17 protein-coding genes and 1 pseudogene are annotated in these 18,408 nt (G+C 72.6%); 13 read left to right on the top strand and 5 right to left on the bottom strand.

What is annotated here, in order from left to right; all coding sequences use genetic code 11:
• The first annotated feature begins 386 nt into the window (after positions 1 to 386).
• The 3 genes from OG455_RS16400 to OG455_RS16390 are packed head-to-tail and all read left to right on the top strand — an operon-like array spanning position 387 to position 4,014.
• On the top strand, positions 387 to 719 hold the full coding sequence (locus tag OG455_RS16400; protein WP_266294370.1) for a hypothetical protein: 333 nt from the start codon (positions 387 to 389) through the stop codon (positions 717 to 719).
• Positions 716 to 2,842 (top strand): hypothetical protein, encoded by a 2,127-nt coding sequence (locus OG455_RS16395; protein ID WP_266294368.1) that lies wholly within the window; start codon positions 716 to 718, stop codon positions 2,840 to 2,842. Before OG455_RS16400 ends, OG455_RS16395 begins: the two co-directional genes overlap by 4 nt.
• Positions 2,839 to 4,014: a hypothetical protein gene (locus OG455_RS16390; RefSeq protein ID WP_266294366.1), complete on the top strand. Its 1,176-nt coding sequence runs from the start codon at positions 2,839 to 2,841 to the stop codon at positions 4,012 to 4,014. The genes OG455_RS16395 and OG455_RS16390 overlap by 4 nt, the downstream gene beginning before the upstream one ends.
• A gap of 175 nt (positions 4,015 to 4,189) precedes the next feature.
• Here the strand turns inward: OG455_RS16390 and OG455_RS16385 are convergent, their stop codons facing one another.
• Both OG455_RS16385 and OG455_RS16380 read right to left on the bottom strand, forming a co-directional pair.
• Positions 4,190 to 5,410, bottom strand: coding sequence for an acetyl-CoA C-acetyltransferase (locus OG455_RS16385; RefSeq protein WP_266294364.1), 1,221 nt, complete (start codon positions 5,408 to 5,410; stop codon positions 4,190 to 4,192).
• A 48-nt stretch (positions 5,411 to 5,458) separates the two neighbouring features.
• The gene (locus OG455_RS16380; protein ID WP_266294362.1) at positions 5,459 to 6,538 is read right to left on the bottom strand and encodes an SGNH/GDSL hydrolase family protein; all 1,080 of its coding nucleotides are present in this window, start codon (positions 6,536 to 6,538) and stop codon (positions 5,459 to 5,461) included.
• Positions 6,539 to 6,740: 202 nt separating this feature from the next.
• Here OG455_RS16380 and OG455_RS16375 point away from each other — a divergent pair, with 202 nt between their 5' ends.
• The 5 genes and pseudogenes from OG455_RS16375 (at position 6,741) to OG455_RS16355 (ending at position 11,506) form a co-directional block, all read left to right on the top strand.
• The gene (locus tag OG455_RS16375; RefSeq protein WP_266294360.1) at positions 6,741 to 8,141 is read left to right on the top strand and encodes a cystathionine beta-synthase; all 1,401 of its coding nucleotides are present in this window, start codon (positions 6,741 to 6,743) and stop codon (positions 8,139 to 8,141) included.
• A gap of 508 nt (positions 8,142 to 8,649) precedes the next feature.
• Positions 8,650 to 8,982, top strand: a complete 333-nt coding sequence (locus OG455_RS16370) for a hypothetical protein (protein ID WP_266294358.1) — start codon at positions 8,650 to 8,652, stop codon at positions 8,980 to 8,982.
• A gap of 192 nt (positions 8,983 to 9,174) precedes the next feature.
• Positions 9,175 to 10,458, top strand: coding sequence for an Ig-like domain-containing protein (locus tag OG455_RS16365; protein WP_266294356.1), 1,284 nt, complete (start codon positions 9,175 to 9,177; stop codon positions 10,456 to 10,458).
• Between the two features lie 52 nt (positions 10,459 to 10,510).
• Positions 10,511 to 10,639: pseudogene (locus tag OG455_RS16360) on the top strand (MerR family DNA-binding transcriptional regulator); the annotation flags it as partial.
• 189 nt (positions 10,640 to 10,828) lie between these two features.
• Positions 10,829 to 11,506, top strand: coding sequence for a hypothetical protein (locus OG455_RS16355; protein ID WP_266301098.1), 678 nt, complete (start codon positions 10,829 to 10,831; stop codon positions 11,504 to 11,506).
• A 70-nt stretch (positions 11,507 to 11,576) separates the two neighbouring features.
• On the opposite strand, the gene msrA is transcribed toward OG455_RS16355, so the two are convergent.
• Positions 11,577 to 12,242 (bottom strand): peptide-methionine (S)-S-oxide reductase MsrA, encoded by a 666-nt coding sequence (msrA, locus tag OG455_RS16350; protein WP_266294355.1) that lies wholly within the window; start codon positions 12,240 to 12,242, stop codon positions 11,577 to 11,579.
• Between the two features lie 57 nt (positions 12,243 to 12,299).
• Here msrA and OG455_RS16345 point away from each other — a divergent pair, with 57 nt between their 5' ends.
• From OG455_RS16345 to OG455_RS16335, 3 genes are all read left to right on the top strand, one after another.
• Positions 12,300 to 13,457: a cystathionine gamma-synthase gene (locus tag OG455_RS16345; protein ID WP_266294354.1), complete on the top strand. Its 1,158-nt coding sequence runs from the start codon at positions 12,300 to 12,302 to the stop codon at positions 13,455 to 13,457.
• A gap of 335 nt (positions 13,458 to 13,792) precedes the next feature.
• A complete protein-coding gene (locus OG455_RS16340; RefSeq protein WP_266294353.1) occupies positions 13,793 to 14,791 on the top strand; it encodes an ATP-binding cassette domain-containing protein in 999 nt (332 codons plus the stop codon).
• Positions 14,792 to 14,864: 73 nt separating this feature from the next.
• The gene (locus OG455_RS16335) at positions 14,865 to 15,656 is read left to right on the top strand and encodes an ABC transporter permease (protein ID WP_266300824.1); all 792 of its coding nucleotides are present in this window, start codon (positions 14,865 to 14,867) and stop codon (positions 15,654 to 15,656) included.
• 65 nt (positions 15,657 to 15,721) lie between these two features.
• Here OG455_RS16335 and greA read toward each other — a convergent pair whose 3' ends face one another.
• Complete coding sequence (gene greA / locus OG455_RS16330) at positions 15,722 to 16,219, bottom strand: transcription elongation factor GreA (protein ID WP_266294351.1); 498 nt, start codon at positions 16,217 to 16,219, stop codon at positions 15,722 to 15,724.
• 244 nt (positions 16,220 to 16,463) lie between these two features.
• A complete protein-coding gene (locus OG455_RS16325; RefSeq protein WP_266294349.1) occupies positions 16,464 to 16,883 on the bottom strand; it encodes a DUF4307 domain-containing protein in 420 nt (139 codons plus the stop codon).
• A 153-nt stretch (positions 16,884 to 17,036) separates the two neighbouring features.
• On the opposite strand from OG455_RS16325, the gene mca reads away from it, so the two are divergent.
• Both mca and OG455_RS16315 read left to right on the top strand, forming a co-directional pair.
• Positions 17,037 to 17,933, top strand: a complete 897-nt coding sequence (mca, locus tag OG455_RS16320; RefSeq protein WP_266294348.1) for a mycothiol conjugate amidase Mca — start codon at positions 17,037 to 17,039, stop codon at positions 17,931 to 17,933.
• An 87-nt stretch (positions 17,934 to 18,020) separates the two neighbouring features.
• Entirely contained in the window at positions 18,021 to 18,218 is a 198-nt protein-coding gene (locus OG455_RS16315; protein WP_266294347.1) for a hypothetical protein, read from the top strand.
• Positions 18,219 to 18,408: the final 190 nt, after the last annotated feature.

Raw genomic sequence — 18,408 nt, 5'->3', positions numbered from 1 at the left:
CCACCCTGCCGCATGGGCGGGTGATGCTGCAGAGGAAGATGTCCGAAATGCCGGTGATGTTGGTCATTGTCCAAAAATCTAAGGACGCCCATGGTGTACGCTGCGCGGTTGGGCGACTTCAGCGAGTTGAAATCGAGGGCTCTCGGGACGAGTTGGCGGCCGGATCGGGCCCCCTGATGTGATCTGGGCCTCAATTACCGTCCGTGACGCCAGACGAGTGTCAACGCCTCGTAAGTCCCGCCATTTCCCGCCCTGGTAGGTGCTCGACCACGGCGCGTCATCCCCTGTTCCGCAGGCGTTTCCACAGACGTATCTGACGTGTCATCAGTTCTCATACAGTGGGGCACGTTTCCGCGGCAGCGGCGCACGCACACGGGGAGGGCGGCATGACGAACTCAGCAGCGGTCGGCGGCGGGGGAGGAAGCCTGGAGGTGAACCTGCCGGCGCTGTCCCAGGCCACGGGGGCGTTGAACGGGATGGCCCTGGACGCGCCGAACATCGGCGCCTCGGCCGACGCCGACACCCAGGCGGCGGCCAAGGCCCTGTCCGGCTGGGCCACCGCCGGGGCGCTCGACGCGGTGCTGCAGGAGTGGCACTCGCAGGTGTCCTCGCTGACCGGGCAGCTGCACCAGAACAGCGCCGCGATGAGCGCCACCGCCGCGGGCTACCAGCAGGTCAACACCGACACGAGCACCCTCTTCTCGCGGCTGGGCAGGTGACCGTGCCGGCCTACGAGGACGTCCTGCACGCCGACCCCACCGCGCTCAGCACCGCCGCCGCCCGCTGGCGCGCCATGGCGCAGAGCTTCCAGCAGCAGCTGCAGGTCATGGACAGTCAGGTGATGAGCATGCTCGACCACGGGTTGTGGATCGGCACGGCCGCCACCATGGCCCGCTTCCAGCTGCTCGGCACCAGGGGTGACCTGGCGGACGCCCAGATCGAGGCGAACGCCGTCGCGAGCCTGTTGGACGAGGCCGCCACGGACTTCGCCGCCGCGCGGAAGAAGCTGACGGACGCGACCGCCGCCGCCGCCGCGGCCGGCTACACCGTCACCGGGTCGGGCGTCGCGGTCTTCGACACCAGCAAGCTCGACCAGGCCGCCCAGCAGGCCCTGCCGCAGGACCCGGACTCCCGCCAGGAGCGGGAGGACCAGGGGGACGCCTTCACGGCGGCGATCACGGCGGCCCTGCAGGAGGCCGGTGACGCCGACGACCGGATCAACCAGGAGCTGCGCTCCGACGCCAAGGTCGGCGACACCGGCGGCCAGTTCAACCACGACGCCATCGGCGGCGGCCCCGCGGCCGACGGCCGGCGCGCGGCCCAGCTGGCCTCCCGGCTCGACAGCCTCTCGCCGGACCAGCGGCGGCTGCTCACCGAGCTGCTGCACGCCAAGGCCGACGACCCCGCCTTCAGCCAGAGCCTGCTCGGCACGCTCGGCCCGGAGGGCACCCTCCGGCTGGCCGACGAGCTCCGGGTCCCCGGCGGCGACAAGCCGGACGGCGACGCGGAACTGCGGACCGACCTGGCCCGCAGCCTGGACAGTGCCACCCAGGACCCGAACACCGCCTTCTACCAGCAGTGGCGCGCCGGAATGAAGGCCATCGGCACGAAGAACCTGGGCGACAACCTCTCGCCGGTCGACGGCTACCAGCTCCTCGCCACCCTGATGCAGTCCGCGCCGGCCCCCTACGGCTCGACCTATCTGCAGGACCTCGGCCAGGACATCATCGACACCGAGAAGGCCGACCCGAACGTCTGGCTCCACGCCGTGGACGGCACCCGCCCGACGCTGGCCGCCGACCCGCTGGACGCGGTGCTCGGCCTCATGGGCCGCCAGCCGGCCGCGGCCACCGCCTTCCTCGACCCCGGCACCACCGCCGGCGCCGACCACCTGCGGTACGTGCTGAAGGACCGGCACTGGCCGGAGCAGTACATGACGGGACCGGGCGCGGTCATGGACGTGCCCGACGCCGGCCACCCCGGCCTGGGCGCCGCGCTGGAGGCCGCCACCACCGGCCAGCCGGCCGGCTCCCCGCACCCGAGCACCCACACCGAGGCCGAGGCCCGGGTCATGCACGACACCGTGAGCATCCTCGGCGAGCAGGGCTCCACGCTGCCGGCGGGCCTGCGTGAGCCGCTCGCCAACGCGCTGGCGAGCTACTCGGCCGACACCGAGAACATCCTCTCCGGCACCGAGGGCGGCACCCTGACGGACGGGGTCTGGACCGACGCGAACGGGGTCCACATGGGCGGGCAGTCCAGGGACCTGAGCAACGTGATGCGCGGGATCGCCGACGACCCGACCGCCTTCGACCAGCTCCGGCAGGCCGAGGCGAGCCGCGTCACCGATCTGCTGGTGCACACCCCCGACCCCGGCTCACCGGCCTGGCAGACCGCGGGCAACAGCGCCTTCGGCGCACTCGGCGCCTATGACGCGATCCAGGCCGACGCCATCATGACCAAGCGTGACGACGCCAAGGACGCGCCGGCCTTCGACGGGAAGATCACCACCGACGTGATCTCCGGGGTGGCCAAGATCAAGCCCTGGGACACCATCGGCCGGATCCCGGTGGCCGACTGGCTGGGCAAGGCGGTCGACCTCCCGGTCTCCGCCTACGTGGAGCAGCAGCAGCACGCCATCGCCCACCAGGCGAGCGAGGCCGCGGCGGCGAACTTCTCCTCCGGCGAGACCGGGGTCGACAACGTCGTGGACACCTGGGCGATGTCCCAAGGCCTGGACCCGAACGCCTCCCAGGTGCTGGGCATCAAGCAGTCCGCGCTGGCCCAGTACAACAGCCGGTTCGACGCGACCGGCCGCAACCTCGGCTGGCTGGCCCGATGACGGACGCGGCGGAGCAGCCGGCGGAGCGGCCCGTGGACCGGCCCGTGGAGCAGCCGGTGGAGCAGCCGGTGGACCGGCCCACCGCCCGGCCGGGCCGCCGCTCCGCCGGTCGGACCGTCCGGGTCGGTGCGGCCCTGGCGGTGCTGGTAGCCGGCGCGGTCGGCGCCCGCTGGGCCTGGACCGGCACGAACCTGCTCGGCCCGGACCGGCTCTGCGGCGGCGCGCTCCCCGCATCCGCGGCGTCCGGGCTCCTCGGGTCGGGGCGGCTGGCCGACACGGCCTTCGACCAGAAGGCCGCGCGGCTGGTGCCGGGCTGCTCGGTGACCCGGACGGCGGGCCTGCTCACCAGCAGCACCGACACCGTGGTGCTGCAGACGACCCTGGCCGAGGTGTCCGCCTCGCTCGGCCCGGCCACCGCGCCCGCCGGCTCCGCCGTGGTGGGTGGCGGCCGGGTGGGCGTGCTCTCCGCGCGGGGCGGCTGGCTGCTGCTGCCGGCCGGTTGCGACGGCCGCGCCCCCACCGGCACGGGGAAGGACGGCGCGCCCGGGCCGGGCCGGGCCTGGCAGGTCGAGGCGAGCACCGTGCGCGACGTGCCGCCGCAGGCCCTGCTCACGCTGCTCGCCGCCGCCGCCGACGGATACGCCCGCACGGCCGGGTGCCCGGCGCCGGGCGGTGAGCCGGCCGGCCGGGTGCTCGCCCCGGCGTCGGCGGCCGCGGCGACCCCGGACGCGCTCTGCGGCCTGCCCGGCCTTCGCGCGCCGTGGGCGGCGGGCGCGTTCCAGCAGGCGGTGCCCCGGTCGGCTCCGATCTGGACCTGTGACCTCGGCGCGGCGCCCGGTGCGGCGGATCCGTCAGTCTCGGGCGAGGCCGGGGGCCGGCCCTTCCTGCGGCTGGTCGTGGTGACCGACTCCCGGCTGGCCACCTCCGAGGCCAGGACGACGCGGCTCGCCGAGCCGGACGCGCAGGGCCGGCCCGTGCTGACCGCCGGCGCCGACGAGGTGCTCGCCCGCTGCGGCGACCGGCCGGTCCTGGTCGCCGTCACCCCCGGCGACGGCGCCGCGCCGGCCGGCACCGCGCCGCCGGACAGCGGCACCCTGCTGCGCGGCCTGCTGACCGCCACCCAGCAGGCGCAGAACTGCGGCGGCGCTCCCTGGGTGCCCGCCGGCAGCTGACCGCGCCGAGCACGGCGGCGGAGGGTGGGGGCCACCGGCTCCCACTCGCCGCCGCGTCTCAGCTCAGCCGCTCTGTGTTTCTGGTCGCGGCTGAGCTGCTCCTGCGCTGCGGGCGGGTGCCGCTGCCGCTCCTGCCTCTGGCCGGAGCAGGGCGGCCCCCACCCTCCGCTGCGTCTCAGCTCAGCCGCTCGATCACCATCGCCATGCCCTGCCCGCCGCCCACGCACATGGTCTCCAGGCCGAACTGCTTGTCGTGCCACTGCAGCGAGTTGATCAGGGTGGTGGTGATCCGGGCGCCGGTCATGCCGAAGGGGTGGCCGACCGCGATCGCGCCGCCGTTCACGTTCAGCTTGTCCAGGTCGATGCCCAGGTCCCGGTAGGAGGGGATGACCTGGGCGGCGAAGGCCTCGTTGATCTCCACCAGGTCGATGTCGCCGATGCCCAGCCCGGCGCGCTTCAGCGCCTGGCGCGAGGCCTCGACCGGGCCGTAGCCCATGATCTCGGGGGAGAGCGCCGAGACGCCGGTGGAGACCACCCGGGCCAGTGGGGTGATGCCCAGCTCGCGCGCCTTGGTGTCGGACATGATGACCAGCGCGGCGGCGCCGTCGTTCAGCGGGCAGCAGTTGCCGGCGGTGACCGTGCCGTCGGGGCGGAAGACCGGCTTGAGGCCCTGCACGGCCTCCAGCGTGACGCCGGCGCGCGGGCCGTCGTCGGCCGAGACGACGGTGCCGTCCGGCGTGCTGACCGGGGTGATCTCGCGCTGCCAGAAGCCGGACTTGATCGCCGCCTCGGCCAGGTTCTGCGAGCGCACCCCGAACTCGTCCTGGTCGGCCCGGGTGATGCCCTTGAGCGCGGCCAGGTTCTCGGCGGTCTGGCCCATCGCGATGTAGGCGTCCGGCAGCAGGCCGTCCTCGCGCGGGTCGTGCCACTGGCCGCCACCCTGCTCGGCGCGCTGGGCGGTGCGGGCCACGGCCTCGTCGAAGAGCGGGTTCTGGGTGTTCGGCATGCCGTCCGAGCTGCCGTTGATCGAGCGCGAGACGGTCTCCACACCGGCGGAGATGAAGACGTCGCCCTCGCCCGCCTTGATCGCGTGCAGCGCCATGCGCGTGGTCTGCAGCGAGGAGGAGCAGTAGCGGGTGATCGTGGTGCCGGGCAGGTAGTCCATGCCCATCTGGACCGCGATGATCCGGGCCAGGTTGTGGCCCTGCTCGCCGCCGGGCAGGCCGCAGCCGAGCATCAGGTCGTCGATCTGGCGCGGGTCCAGCTGCGGGACCTTGGCCAGTGCGGCGGCGATGATCTGGGCGGTGAGGTCGTCCGGGCGGACCTCCTTGAGCGACCCCTTGAACGCCCGGCCGATCGGCGAACGGGCGGCGCTGACGATGACGGCTTCGGGCATGACGGCTCCTGGTGACGTGTCCGGACGCTACGGGGAGGAAAGTTACTCTCAAGTAGCGCGCACGTCATCCGAGCCCGGCTGTGAGTTGGCCGACTCGGTGCCGTGCGCGTGCGCGCTCTCGCCGGGCTGGGCCGCCTCCGGCAGGCCGAACCGCAGCCGGTGCTTGACCAGGGCCCAGCGCTTGCCCCCCGCGCCGCTCCCGGTGGCGGCCACCTCGGTGCCCGACTGCCCGGCGGCGGTCGCCGCGGCCACCGCCATCGGCAGCACCGCCTCGCGGCGGGCCTGCGGCTCCTGCTCGGCCGCCTGCGGCCACAGGCCCAGCGCCGCGCAGAGCGAGGGCAGCACGGCCATCGCCGCGGTGGCGTAGCCCTGGGCGGAGGGGTGGAACCGGTCGGAGGAGAACATCTCGGGTCTGGCCGCGAACTCGGGGCCGAGCAGCGAGCCGAGCGAGACGGTGCGCCCGCCGGCCTCGACCACCGCGATCGTCTGCGCCGCCGCCAGCTGCCGGCTGACCCGCCGGGCCAGCCAGCGCAGCGGCGGCCGCACCGGCTTGATGGTGCCCAGATCCGGGCAGGTGGCGACCACCACCTCGCAGCCCAGCGTGCGCAGGTCCCGGACCGCCTCGCCGAGCTGCCGCACGGCCTGGGCGGCAGGAGTGTGCCGGGTGACGTCGTTGGCGCCGATGATCACCACCGCGACCGCGGGCCGCGCGACCAGGGCGAGCCGCACCTGGCGCACCAGGTCGTCCGAACGCGCACCGGAGACGGCCACGTTGACCAGCCGCACCCGCCGCTCGGCGACCGCCGCCAGCCCGGTGGCCAGCAGCGCGCCCGGGGTCTCCCGGCTGCGCCGGACGCCCAGCCCGACCGCGGTGGAGTCGCCGAGGAAGGCCAGCACCAGCGGCTCCTGGGCCTCGCTGCGCTGATCGGCGAAGACGTCCCCGTAGACCCCGTCGGCCTTCGGCGGGTCGCCCTCCAGCAGGCCCACCGCCCGCACCGCGAGCCGGCTCTCGGTGAAGAGCACCCCGGCCAGCCCGGCCCCCAGCAGGCCGAGCCCGCCGCCGCCGTACGCCGCCGCGGTGGCGATCCGCCGGGCGACCCGCGCCCTCGAATCCTGCGCCCCAGGCATCCGGCAACCCCCTTCGCGTCCCTCCGGTCAGCCGCGCCGTGCGGAGCCGGTCTCTCGCAGGTGTCCCACTCCTCCTGCAGCGCGCACACCCACCGCCTCCATACCCGTTGACACCTTCGCGCTATCGGGCGGCATCGGCCATCTGGAGCCATAGGCTGGTGGCACCGAAGAACTGCCAAGGCCACAGACCGGGAGGACCCCCGTGCGGTACCACAATTCGATCATCGATCTGGTCGGAAACACCCCTCTGGTGAAGCTCACCAAGGTCACCGAGGGCATCTCCGCGACCGTGCTGGCGAAGGTCGAGTACTTCAACCCCGGTGGCTCGGTCAAGGACCGCATCGCGATGCGCATGATCGAGGCGGCCGAGGCCTCCGGCGCGCTCAAGCCCGGCGGCACCATCGTGGAGCCGACCAGTGGCAACACCGGGGTGGGTCTGGCGATCGTGGCCCAGCAGAAGGGCTACAAGTGCATCTTCGTCTGTCCGGACAAGGTGTCCACCGACAAGATCAACACGCTGCGGGCCTACGGCGCCGAGGTGGTGGTCTGTCCGACCGCGGTGGCCCCCGAGCACCCCGACTCGTACTACAACGTCTCCGACCGCCTGGTCCGTGAGACCCCGAACGCCTGGAAGCCGGACCAGTACTCCAACCCCGACAACCCGGCCTCGCACTACCACTCCACCGGTCCTGAGCTGTGGGAGCAGACCGAGGGGAAGATCACCCACTTCGTCGCGGGCGTCGGCACCGGCGGCACCATCTCCGGCACCGGCCGCTACCTGAAGGACGCCTCCGAGGGCCGGGTCCAGGTGGTCGGCGCCGACCCGGAGGGCTCGGTCTACTCCGGCGGCACCGGCCGCCCGTACCTGGTCGAGGGCGTCGGTGAGGACTTCTGGCCCACCGCCTACGACCGCACGGTGGCCGACGAGATCGTCGCGGTCTCCGACAAGGACTCCTTCCAGATGACCCGCCGCCTGGCCAAGGAGGAGGGCCTGCTGGTGGGCGGCTCCTGCGGGATGGCCGTGGTGGCCGCGCTGGAGGTGGCCAAGCGGCTCGGCCCGGACGACGTGGTCGTGGTGCTGCTGCCGGACGGCGGCCGCGGCTACCTGTCGAAGATCTTCAACGACGACTGGATGGCGGACTACGGCTTCCTGCCCACCGCCGCCGACGAGGCGCACATCGGCGAGGTGCTGGCCCGCAAGGACGCCATCGAGCACGAGGGCATCCCGCAGTTCGTCCACATGCACCCGGGCGAGACGGTCGGCGAGGCGGTGCAGGTGCTGCGCGACTTCGGCGTCTCGCAGATGCCGGTGGTCTCGCCGGGTGCGGGGCACCCGGACATCATGGCCGGCGAGGTGATCGGCTCGGTGGCCGAGCGCGACCTGCTGGCGGCGCTGTTCAGCGGCGGTGCGCAGCTCACCGACCGGCTGGAGCAGCACATGTCGCGCCCGCTGCCGGTGGTCGGCTCGGGTGAGTCGGTGACCGGTCTGATGAGCGTGCTGGAGGCCAACGACGCGGCCGTGGTGCTGGTGGAGGGCAAGCCGCAGGGCATCGTGACCCGCCAGGACCTGCTCGCCTTCATGGCGGGCCGCGTCGCGCACTGACGCCGGATCGGCCGCGGGACGCCCCGGTTCACCTGATGGTTCGTTTTCCCACCACGTGGTACACCGGCGACATCTGGGCGCAGCACCCGGTTAACACGCGTCCGGCACTGTAGTGGGCACGGCAAGACGCCGAGCGTGACAGCGGTGGTGACCGGGAGCGGCTCCCCGGACGCCGCGGCTGTTCGGACACATGGGCCGGCCTGACCCGGCCCGCCGTGTCTCCCTCCAGGCCCGCCCGCGGGCCGGAGGGGCCCCACGTGGGGGCCGTCGTCGTCCCGCCCCTGCTCCGGTCCCTCGTCGGCGGCGAGCAGGGTGTGGCGGCTCCCACGGCACCTCGCGCCCCTGGTGGCGCGGCTCCGCGGTTCCCGGGTGGGGGAACCGGGCGGAGCACCGGCAGGGCCGGTCCCGGGTCTCCCGGGGCCGGCCCTCGTCGCGTCCCCCGGCAGCCGCGCGCCCGGGCCGACCGGCTCCGTTGGGTCCGCGCGGGGTTCTCGCCTACGCTCGCCCCATGACCAGCACCGAAGGCATCAGCACCGAAGACACCGACGCCCCCCGCTACGTCCGGCTCAGCATCGAGCTGATCGCCGAGATCACCGACGAGGGTGCCCTCAAGGCCGCCGCGCTCGCCCAGGTCGAGGCCGACGAGTACCTCGACGACGAGGAGCGCGCCCAGTCCGTCGAGGCGATCGAGGTGGACCCGTCGGGTTCGCTCGCCCACTTCATCGACCCGGTCGCGCTGCTCGGCGACGTGCCGGGCATCGAACTGACCCAGGCCACCTGGGAGTCCGCGCAGACCGCGTTCGACCCGGAGGACGACAGCTACGAGTTCGAGGTGGAGTGAGACCGGTCGGTCCAACTCCCCGGCGCCCTGTGCGCCGTGCGCCATACCGCCCCGCCGTCTGTCGGCCGGGCGGTATGTCCATTTTTGGCGCAATCTATCGCTATCTCATACGATCTGATCCTCTTCGGGGAACCGATTCGCCCCGGATTGAGTCGTTGGATCCGTATTGGCCGGCAGGGTAGGGAGACGGACATGGCGGCAGAGGAGCGGGTGCGGGCGCGGGGGCAGGAGCCGGGGGAGCGCGGGGCGGGCGGTGGACGCCTGAGCCGGCGCGGGGTGCTGGCCGGCCTGCTCGGGGCCTCGGCGGTGCTGGTCACGGCCTGCGGTGGCGGCAAGGGCGGCTCCTCGGCCGCACCGGGTGGCGGGGCGGGAGCGGCGGCCCCGAGTCCGAGCCCGACCAGCTCGGCGGCCCGGATCACCGTCTCGCCCGCCGACGGCACCGCCGACGCGCCGTTCGCCACCCCGGTCACCGTCACCGTCACCGACGGCACGCTCGGCTCGGTCACCGTCACCGACGGCGCCGGCGGCCGAATAGCCGGCCAACTGGCCGCCGACGGCCGCAGCTGGACCAGCACCGCGCCGCTGAGCAGCGGCACCAGGTACACCGTGGCGGCCGTCGCGTCCGACGCGCGCAAGCTCGCGGCCGACTCCAACACCTCGTTCGGCACCGCGACCCCCGCGAGCACCTTCGTCGGCTACTTCACGCCGGAGGACGGCAGCACTGTCGGGGTCGGCATGCCGGTCTCGATCACCTTCAACAAGCCGATCACCGACCGCAAGGCGGTCCAGCAGGCGGTCACCGTGGTCGCCGACCCGGGCGTCGAGGTGGTCGGCCACTGGTACTCCAGCACCCGGCTCGACTTCCGCCCGCAGCAGTACTGGGCGAAGGGCACCGAGGTGACGCTCCGGTTGCGGCTCAAGGACGTCGAGGGCGCCACGGGTGTCTTCGGCACCCAGTCCAAGGACGTCTCCTTCACCGTCGGCCGTGCCCAGACCTCGGTCGCCGACCTGGCCGCCGGCACCCTGACGGTGACCACCGACGGCCAGGTCAGCGCGGTCTACCAGGTGATCGGCGGCGCGCCGGACCACCGCACCTGGGCCGGCACGATGGTCATCGCCGAGCGCTTCGAGGAGACCAAGATGGACTCCACCACGGTCGGCCTCGGCGACGAGTACAACATCCCCGACGTCCCGCACGCCCAGCGGCTGACCACCTCCGGCACCTTCGTGCACGGCAACTACTGGTCCTCCCCGGCGGCCTTCGGCAAGGCCAACACCAGCCACGGCTGCATCGCGCTGCGCGACGTCCAGGGCGCCGGCGACCCGGGCACCGACGCCGCCAGGTTCTACCGGTCCTCGATCGTCGGCGACGTGGTCGAGGTGGTCAACTCCGGTGACCGCACGGTGGATCCGGCCAACGGCCTGAGCGACTGGAACCTCTCCTGGGCCGACTGGACGGCCGGCAGCGCCGTGTGAGGCCGTCAGTAGGCTTGAGTCTCCAGTGACGGGAGACCCCAAGGTGGTGGCCATGGACGACGACACCCTGCGCACCATCGGGGACCTGGCCCGGCTGACCGGCCTGCCGGTCAAGACCATCCGGTTCTGGTCCGACGTGGGCGTGGTGCCGCCGACCGACCGCACCCCCGCCGGCTACCGGCTCTACGGAACCGACGCTCCCCCGGCCTTCGGCCGGGAGGTGCCCCCATGCCCGTCTCGATCTGGTGCGAACGCTGCGCGACCTCGGCGTCGACCTCGCGACCATCCAGCGGCTGCTGGCCCGCGAGGTCACCGTCGCCGAGGTGGCCCAGGCGCACGCCGAGGCGCTGGACGTGCAGATCCTCCCTCCTTGCCCGCCAACGGGCAGGAGGGGCCCATGCTGCGGCTGCGCCGGTCCGTGCTGCGCGCGGTGGCCCGGCGGGGGGCCACACCGGAGGAGATGGAACTGATGCACAAGCTCGCCAAGCTGACCGATCAGGAGCGCCGCCGCCTGATCAACGACTTCATCGACGAGGCCTTCGAGGGGATCGAGGTGGGGCCCGAGTTCCTGGCCAAGATGCGGGCCGCGATGCCCGAGCTGCCCGACGACCCGACGCCCGAGCAGACCGAGGCCTGGGTCGAACTGGCCGAACTCGTCCAGGACCCGGCCTTCCGCGCCGGGGTCCGCAAGGCGGCCGAATACCAGGCCAGGGACATCGCGGCCAGTGCCGACACCGATCCGGCGGCCAACCGCGCGCTGGTGGACCTGGTCATCGCCCGGGCCGGCGCCGCGCTGGCCTCCGGCATCGACCCGGCCGCCGGGTTCGCCCGCCCGGTGCTGGACGAACTGGCGGGCGCCTTCGCCGAGTTCTTCCGGCGCACCGACGACGCGGAGTTCCGCGCCTGGCTGCTGGACCGGATGGAGAACGGCAACGACCCGCGCTACGAGCGCTACTGGCAGCTCATCGCCAGGATCAACGGCTGGCCGGTGCAGGCCGAACTGGGCCCGGCCTTCGGCTGGCTGACCGAGGCCCTGCGGGCGACCTGACCCGGCACCCGGGGTGCGCAGACCCGTCCCGGGCGGGTCGGCGCACCCGGATCAGCACGACCGCTCGGCGTCAGCCGTCCGCCCTGGCCACGCCGATCGGGCAACTGGCGCCCGTGCCGCCGAGGCCGCAGTAGCCGTTCGGGTTCTTGGCGTCGGAGAGGTACTGCTGGTGGTACGGCTCGGCGGGGTAGAAGGGGCCGGCCGGGGCGATCTCGGTGGTGATCGGGCCCAGGCCGATCGCGGTGAGCGCGGGCTGGAAGGCGTCCCGCGAGGCGGTCGCGGCGGCCAGCTGGGCCGGGGAGTGGGTGTAGAGGGCCGAGCGGTACTGGGTGCCGACGTCGTTGCCCTGGCGGTTGCCCTGGGTCGGGTCGTGCGCCTCCCAGAAGGTCTTGAGCAGGGCCTCGTAGGAGATCAGGGCCGGGTCGTAGACGACCCGGACGGCCTCGGTGTGCCCGGTCAGGCCGCTGCACACCTCCTCGTAGGTCGGGTTCTGGGTGTGGCCGCCCTGGTAGCCGGCCAGGGTGGTCCAGACGCCGGGCAGGCGCCAGAACGTCCGCTCGGCGCCCCAGAAGCAGCCGAGGCCGAAGTCGGCGACCTCAAGACCGGCCGGGTAGGGCTCGGTGAGCGGGTGGCCGAGCACGGTGTGCGGCTCGGACAGGGTGAAGCCTGGACCCGGGCGGCCGGGCAGGGCCTGGTCGGCGGCGACGGGCGCGGTCTTGTGGCGGTTGAACAGCATGCTTGGTGAACGCGCGGCGGGAGCGGGGGATTCCGGGCGGGCACTACGCTCGGAGCCATGACCGATCATCAGCACCCTCAGGGCTTCGAGACCCTTGCCATCCACGCGGGTCAGGAAGCGGACCCCCGTACCGGGGCGGTCGTCCCTCCGATCTACCAGGTCTCCACCTACAAGCAGGACGGCGTCGGCGGCCTGCGCGGCGGCTACGAGTACAGCCGCTCGGCCAACCCCACCCGCACCGCGCTGGAGGAGTGCCTGGCGGCGCTGGAGGGCGGGCAGCGCGGGCTGGCCTTCGCCTCCGGGCTGGCCGCCGAGGACACCCTGCTGCGCACGATCCTGGCGCCCGGCGATCACATCGTGATCCCCAACGACGCCTACGGCGGCACCTTCCGGCTCTTCAACAAGGTGCTCACCCGGTGGGGCGTGGAGTTCTCCGTCGCCGACACCCAGCACCCCGAGCAGGTCCGCCAGGCGCTGCGGCCGAACACCAAGGCGGTCTGGGTCGAGACGCCCAGCAACCCGCTGCTCGGTGTCACCGACATCGCCGCCGTCGCGCAGATCGCGCACCAGGCGGGCGCGCTGCTGGTGGTCGACAACACCTTCGCCAGCCCCTACCTGCAGCAGCCGCTGGCGCTCGGCGCCGACGTGGTGGTGCACTCCACCACCAAGTACATGGGCGGGCACTCGGATGTCGTCGGCGGCGCGCTGGTCGCGGCGGACGCCGGGCTCGGCGAGGAGTTGGCCTACCACCAGAACGCGATGGGCGCGGTGGCCGGCCCGTTCGACTCCTGGCTGGTGCTGCGCGGGATCAAGACCCTGGGCGTGCGGATGGACCGGCACACCAGCAATGCCGAGCAGGTCGTGGCGCTGCTGGCCCGGCACCCGAAGGTCACCCGGATCTACTACCCCGGTCTGGCCTCGCACCCCAACCACGAGGTCGCGGCCAAGCAGATGAAGGCCTTCGGCGGCATGATCTCCTTCCGCGTCGAGGGCGGCGAGCAGGCGGCGGTCGAGGTCTGCAACCAGGCCAAGCTCTTCACCCTCGGTGAGTCGCTGGGCGGCGTGGAGTCGCTGATCGAGCACCCCGGCCGGATGACCCACGCCTCGGTCGCGGGCTCGCTGCTGGAGGTCCCGGCGGACCTGGTGCGCCTCTCGGTGGGCATCGAGTCGGCCGAGGACCTGGTCGCCGACCTGGCGCAGGCACTGGACCACTGAGTCACCACTGAGTCCGGCCATCTGCTGGTCGGTCCGAGTCCGACCACTGGTCACCACGGCGTGGGGCGTCCGGCGGCGCCCTACGCCGGCCCCGCGCAGAGCCGGCCGATCACCCTGGACGACGTGCGCGGTGCGCGGAAGACGCTCGCCGGGGTCGCCCGGGTGACCCCGGTGGAGGCCAGCCCTGGGCGAGGCAGGATACGTGGTCTCGCGCTGAGGACCGGGCCTTTGCGGCGTTGCGGTGGCTGGGCCGGGCGGGGCGGGCCAGAGTGGACCAGTACCGCGCCCCGCTCCCGAGGGGGCGCGAGCCGACCCTGAGCAGATGGGACAGGCCCGTGACGCCAGCCATCCGAGCCGAGAACCTGGTGAAGACCTTCGGCGACGTACGCGCCCTGGACGGGGTGAGCCTGGACGTCCCGGAGGGGACGGTGCTGGGCCTGCTCGGTCCCAACGGGGCGGGCAAGACCACCACCGTGAAGGTGCTCACCACCCTGCTGCGCCCGGACTCGGGCGGCGCCGTGGTGGCCGGGGTGGACGTGCTCAAGCACCCCAACCGGGTGCGCAGCCTGATCGGCCTCTCCGGCCAGTACGCCGCCGTGGACGAGTACCTGACCGGCCGGGAGAACCTCCGGATGGTCGGCGAGCTCTACCAGATGAGCGCCCGGGACGCCAAGGCCAGGGCGCGGGAGCTGCTGGCCTGGTTCAACCTCACCGAGGCCGCCGACCGCACCGCGAAGACCTACTCCGGCGGCATGCGGCGCCGGCTCGACCTGGCGGCCGCGCTGGTGGTCCGCCCGCCGGTGATGTTCCTCGACGAGCCGACCACCGGGCTCGACCCGCGCAACCGGCTGGCGCTCTGGGGGGTGATCGAGAGCCTGGTGGAGCAGGGCACCACGCTGCTGCTCACCACCCAGTACCTGGAGGAGGCCGACCGGCTGGCGCACGACATCGCGGTGGTCGACCACGGCAGGGTGATCGCCCGGGGCACCGCCGACCAGCTCAAGGCGCAGATCGGCGGCGAGCGGGTGGAGGTGGTGGTGCACGATCCCGAACTGATCGCCACCGCCGTCGAGGCGCTGAAGGGCTACGCGGTGGGCGAGCCGAGCCTGGAGAGGAACACCCGGCGGATCACCATGCCGGTCACCGGCGGCGCCAAGGTGCTCGCCGACGTGATCCGCGAGCTGGACGCGCGGGGGGTCGAGATCGACGACATCGGACTGCGCCGGCCCACCCTGGACGACGTCTTCCTGTCGCTGACCGGGCACCTCAGCGAGGCCGGCGACGGCGGGACGGGCGAGGACGACGTGATCGGCGAGACGGGCGAGGAGGCCTGAGATGAGCGCGTCCACCGCGACCGAGCACGCGATCGGCGGCGCGATCCCGCGCCAGCGGCGCGGCGTCGCCGCCATGCTGCACGACTCCTGGGTGATCGCCCGGCGCAACCTGCGCCGGATGTCCCGCATCCCGGAGATCGTGGTCTTCGGGCTGCTGCAGCCGGTGATGTTCGTGCTGCTCTTCTCGTACGTGATGGGTGGGGCCATCAACGTCCCCGGGGCGGGGGCCAGTTCCTCGATCTACATCCAGTTCCTGATGGCCGGCATCTTCGCGCAGACCGTCACCTTCGCGGTGGCCGGCGCCTCGGCGGGCATCGCGGAGGACATGACCAAGGGCCTGGTGGACCGGTTCCGCTCGCTGCCGATGACCCGCTCCGCGGTGCTGGTCGGGCGCACGCTGGCCGACCTGTGCCAGACCGCGTTCACCCTGCTGGTGCTGGCCCTGGTGGCGCTCGCGGTCGGCTGGCGGATCCACCGCGGCCTGCCGAGGGCGCTGGCGGCCTTCGCGCTGCTGCTCCTGCTCGGGTACGCCTTCTCCTGGATCGGCGCGCTGATCGGGCTCTCGGTGCGCAGCCCGGAGGCGGCCACCTCGGCGGGCCTGATCTGGCTCTTCCCGCTGACCTTCGTCTCCAACGCCTTCGTGCCGATCAGCAGCATGCCGGGCTGGCTGCAGCCGATCGCCTACTGGAACCCGTTCAGCGCGACCGTGCAGGCCTGCCGCGACCTCTTCGGCAACCAGATCGGGCCGGTGGACAAGGCCTGGCCGATGCAGCACGCGATCGGCGTGTCGATCGGCTCCTCGCTGGTGGTGCTGGCGGTCTTCTCCTGGCTCTCGGTGCGCAAGTACCGCTCGGCCGTGAGCTGATCCCGCGCGCGACGAAGCGCCCCGGACCGTCGAGGTCCGGGGCGCTCGTCGTGCGCGGCGCCGGGTCAGCCGACGTACGGCTTGACCTCGAGGATCTTCACACCGGCCTTCTTGCCGTTCGGCAGGTCGTACTGGGCGCTGTCGCCGATCTTCTTGCCGTCGATGGCGCGGCCGAGGGGGGACTGCGGGGAGTAGACGTCCAGGTCGTCGCCGGCCACCTCGCGCGAGCCGAGCAGGAAGACCATGGTGTCGTCCGGGTCGCCGCCGAAGGCCACGGTCACGACCATGCCGGGGGCCACCACGCCGGAGTCCGCGGGGGCCTCGCCGACCTTGGCGCGCTCCAGGAGCTGGGTGAGCTGGCGGATCCGCAGCTCCATCTTGCCCTGCTCCTCGCGGGCTGCGTGGTAGCCGGCGTTCTCCTTGAGGTCACCCTCTTCGCGTGCCGCCTCGATCTTCTGCGTGATCTCGGTGCGCATGGGACCGGTCAGCTGGTTCAGCTCATCCCTGAGCTTGTCGTAGCCGGACTGAGTGAGCCAGGTCACGTTCTCGCTGGTCTGGGTCACGGGTGCTCCTCGTCGGTGCTGGGAGGTGCTGAGGGTTGTCGTCAGCAGTGGTACGGGTCTCTCTACGAAGCAACGCCCGCGACCGAGCCGTCCGGCACGGAAGGGGCGAAACCACGAGCCTAACAATGTCCGGCCCGAGGTGGGAGTCCCGCAGTGGCGCGTTAACGGTCCGTTTCCGGCTCCGTGGCTGCTCGGGTGCCCCCCGAAGGGTGCGGTGATGCCCCGCGGGGCCCACCCGACCGGGTTACTTCGAGGGCGTACAGCCCATCAGCTCGGCGGTGGTGCCGCGCGCGTTGGTCCGGATGGTGACCGTCTGCACATAGGTGGTGCCGTGGGTCGGGACCGGCACGTCGAGCATGCCGACCACCGAGCCGTCGGCGGCCTGTGAGCGGATCGTGCAGGTGCCGCCGACGCCGGAGTCCTTGAGCACCGACAGCTCGGCCTGCACCTGCGAGTCGGAGACGATCTGGAAGGTCGGCACGGTCCCGTTGAGCTTGCTCGCCGTCTCGATGTACGAGCTGCCGAACCAGGCCACCAGCGCCACCACCAGGACGGCCAGCACCAGGCCGACCACCTTCAGGCTGCGGTCCGCCTGCTGGTCGCTGCGCCGGCCGTAGCGGCCCTGGGGCAGGGCGCCGGGCGGGGTGCTGCTGGTGGCGGTCATGGCAGGTCGGTCCCTTCCGGGAAGACCGCTGGCTGCTGCACCGGTTCGCGCACCGAGCGCGGGGAATGTGCGGGCCTTCCAGTCCGTCACTATAGGGGGACGATGCTGAGCCCCACGATGCTGAGCCCGGACATTCCCGGAAGGAACCAGGCGTTGACTGAGCAGTTGCGGCTGATGGCGGTGCACGCGCACCCGGACGACGAGTCCAGCAAGGGTGCGGCCACCATGGCCATGTACGTCGCCCAGGGCGTTGAGGTGCTGGTGGCCACCTGCACCGGCGGGGAGCGCGGCTCTGTGCTCAACCCGAAGCTCCAGGGTGACCCGTATGTCGAGGAGAACATCCACGAGGTCCGGCGCAAGGAGATGGACAGCGCGCGGGAGATCCTGGGCGTCGAGCAGGCCTGGCTGGGCTTCGTCGACTCGGGCCTGCCCGAGGGCGACCCGTTGCCGCCGCTGCCCGAGGGCTGCTTCGCGCTGCAGGACGAGAAGGCCGCGGCCGAGCCGCTGGTGCGCCTGATCCGCGAGTTCAAGCCGCAGGTGATCACCACCTATGACGAGAACGGCGGTTACCCGCACCCCGACCACATCATGACCCACAAGATCACCATGATCGCCTTCGAGGCGGCCGGTGACCCGGACGCCTACCCCGAGGCCGGCGAGCCCTGGCAGCCGCTCAAGCTCTACTACAACCACGGCTTCCCGATGGGCCGGATCCGGGCGCTGCACGCCTACCTCACCGAGAACGGGCACGACTCCCCGTACGGCGAGTGGATCGACGGCTGGGAGAAGAGCGGCCGCAAGGAGCGCGAGATCACCACCCAGGTGCACTGCGAGGACTGGTTCGAGACCCGGGACAAGGCGCTGCTCGCGCACGCCACCCAGATCGACCCGGAAGGCCCGTGGTTCCGGGTGCCGCTGTCGGTGCAGCGCGAGGTCTGGCCGACCGAGGACTACGAGCTGGCCCGCTCGCTGGTCGACACCGACCTGCCGGAGGACGACCTGTTCGCCGGGCTGCGCGCCACCACTCTGGCCGGGGACGCGGCGCAGTAGCGGTCCGACCCCTGGTGGGGCGGGTCGCCCGGCGACACGCCCCACCCCGGTGACCCGGCCGTAACGGGGCCGGGTCACCATGGAGCCATGAGTACCTCCGTGACCCTCGCGCACGCCACCACCGAGCTGGCCGCGAGCTACGACCCGAACTCGGTGACCCCCGGTCTGCTCGGCTTCGTCGTCTTCTGCGGGCTCGGTGTGGCCACCTGGTTCCTGCTGAAGTCGATGAACGGCCGTTTCAAGCGGATCGACTTCGTCGAGGAGCCTGAGCAGCCCAAGGAGTAGTCGCCCCGCGCCGCCCCGCTTGCGGCTTGTGGCCTCTGGCTTGTGGCCTCTGGCTTGTGGCCTTTGTCACCTCCGCACCACGGCTCGCCGTTCGCCTGCCCGGCCTGCCTGGTCGTTCAACCGTTCCACCGCGGTTCGGCTTCAAAGGGTGGACAGCTATGCTGCGCGCCGGGGAACCGTGGCGCGACAC

The sequence above is a fragment of the Kitasatospora sp. NBC_01287 genome (assembly GCF_026340565.1).
In the GTDB taxonomy this organism is placed as follows: domain Bacteria; phylum Actinomycetota; class Actinomycetes; order Streptomycetales; family Streptomycetaceae; genus Kitasatospora.
Note: the sequence above shows the minus strand (reverse complement) of the source record. Positions and strands in the feature narration are given on the sequence as shown.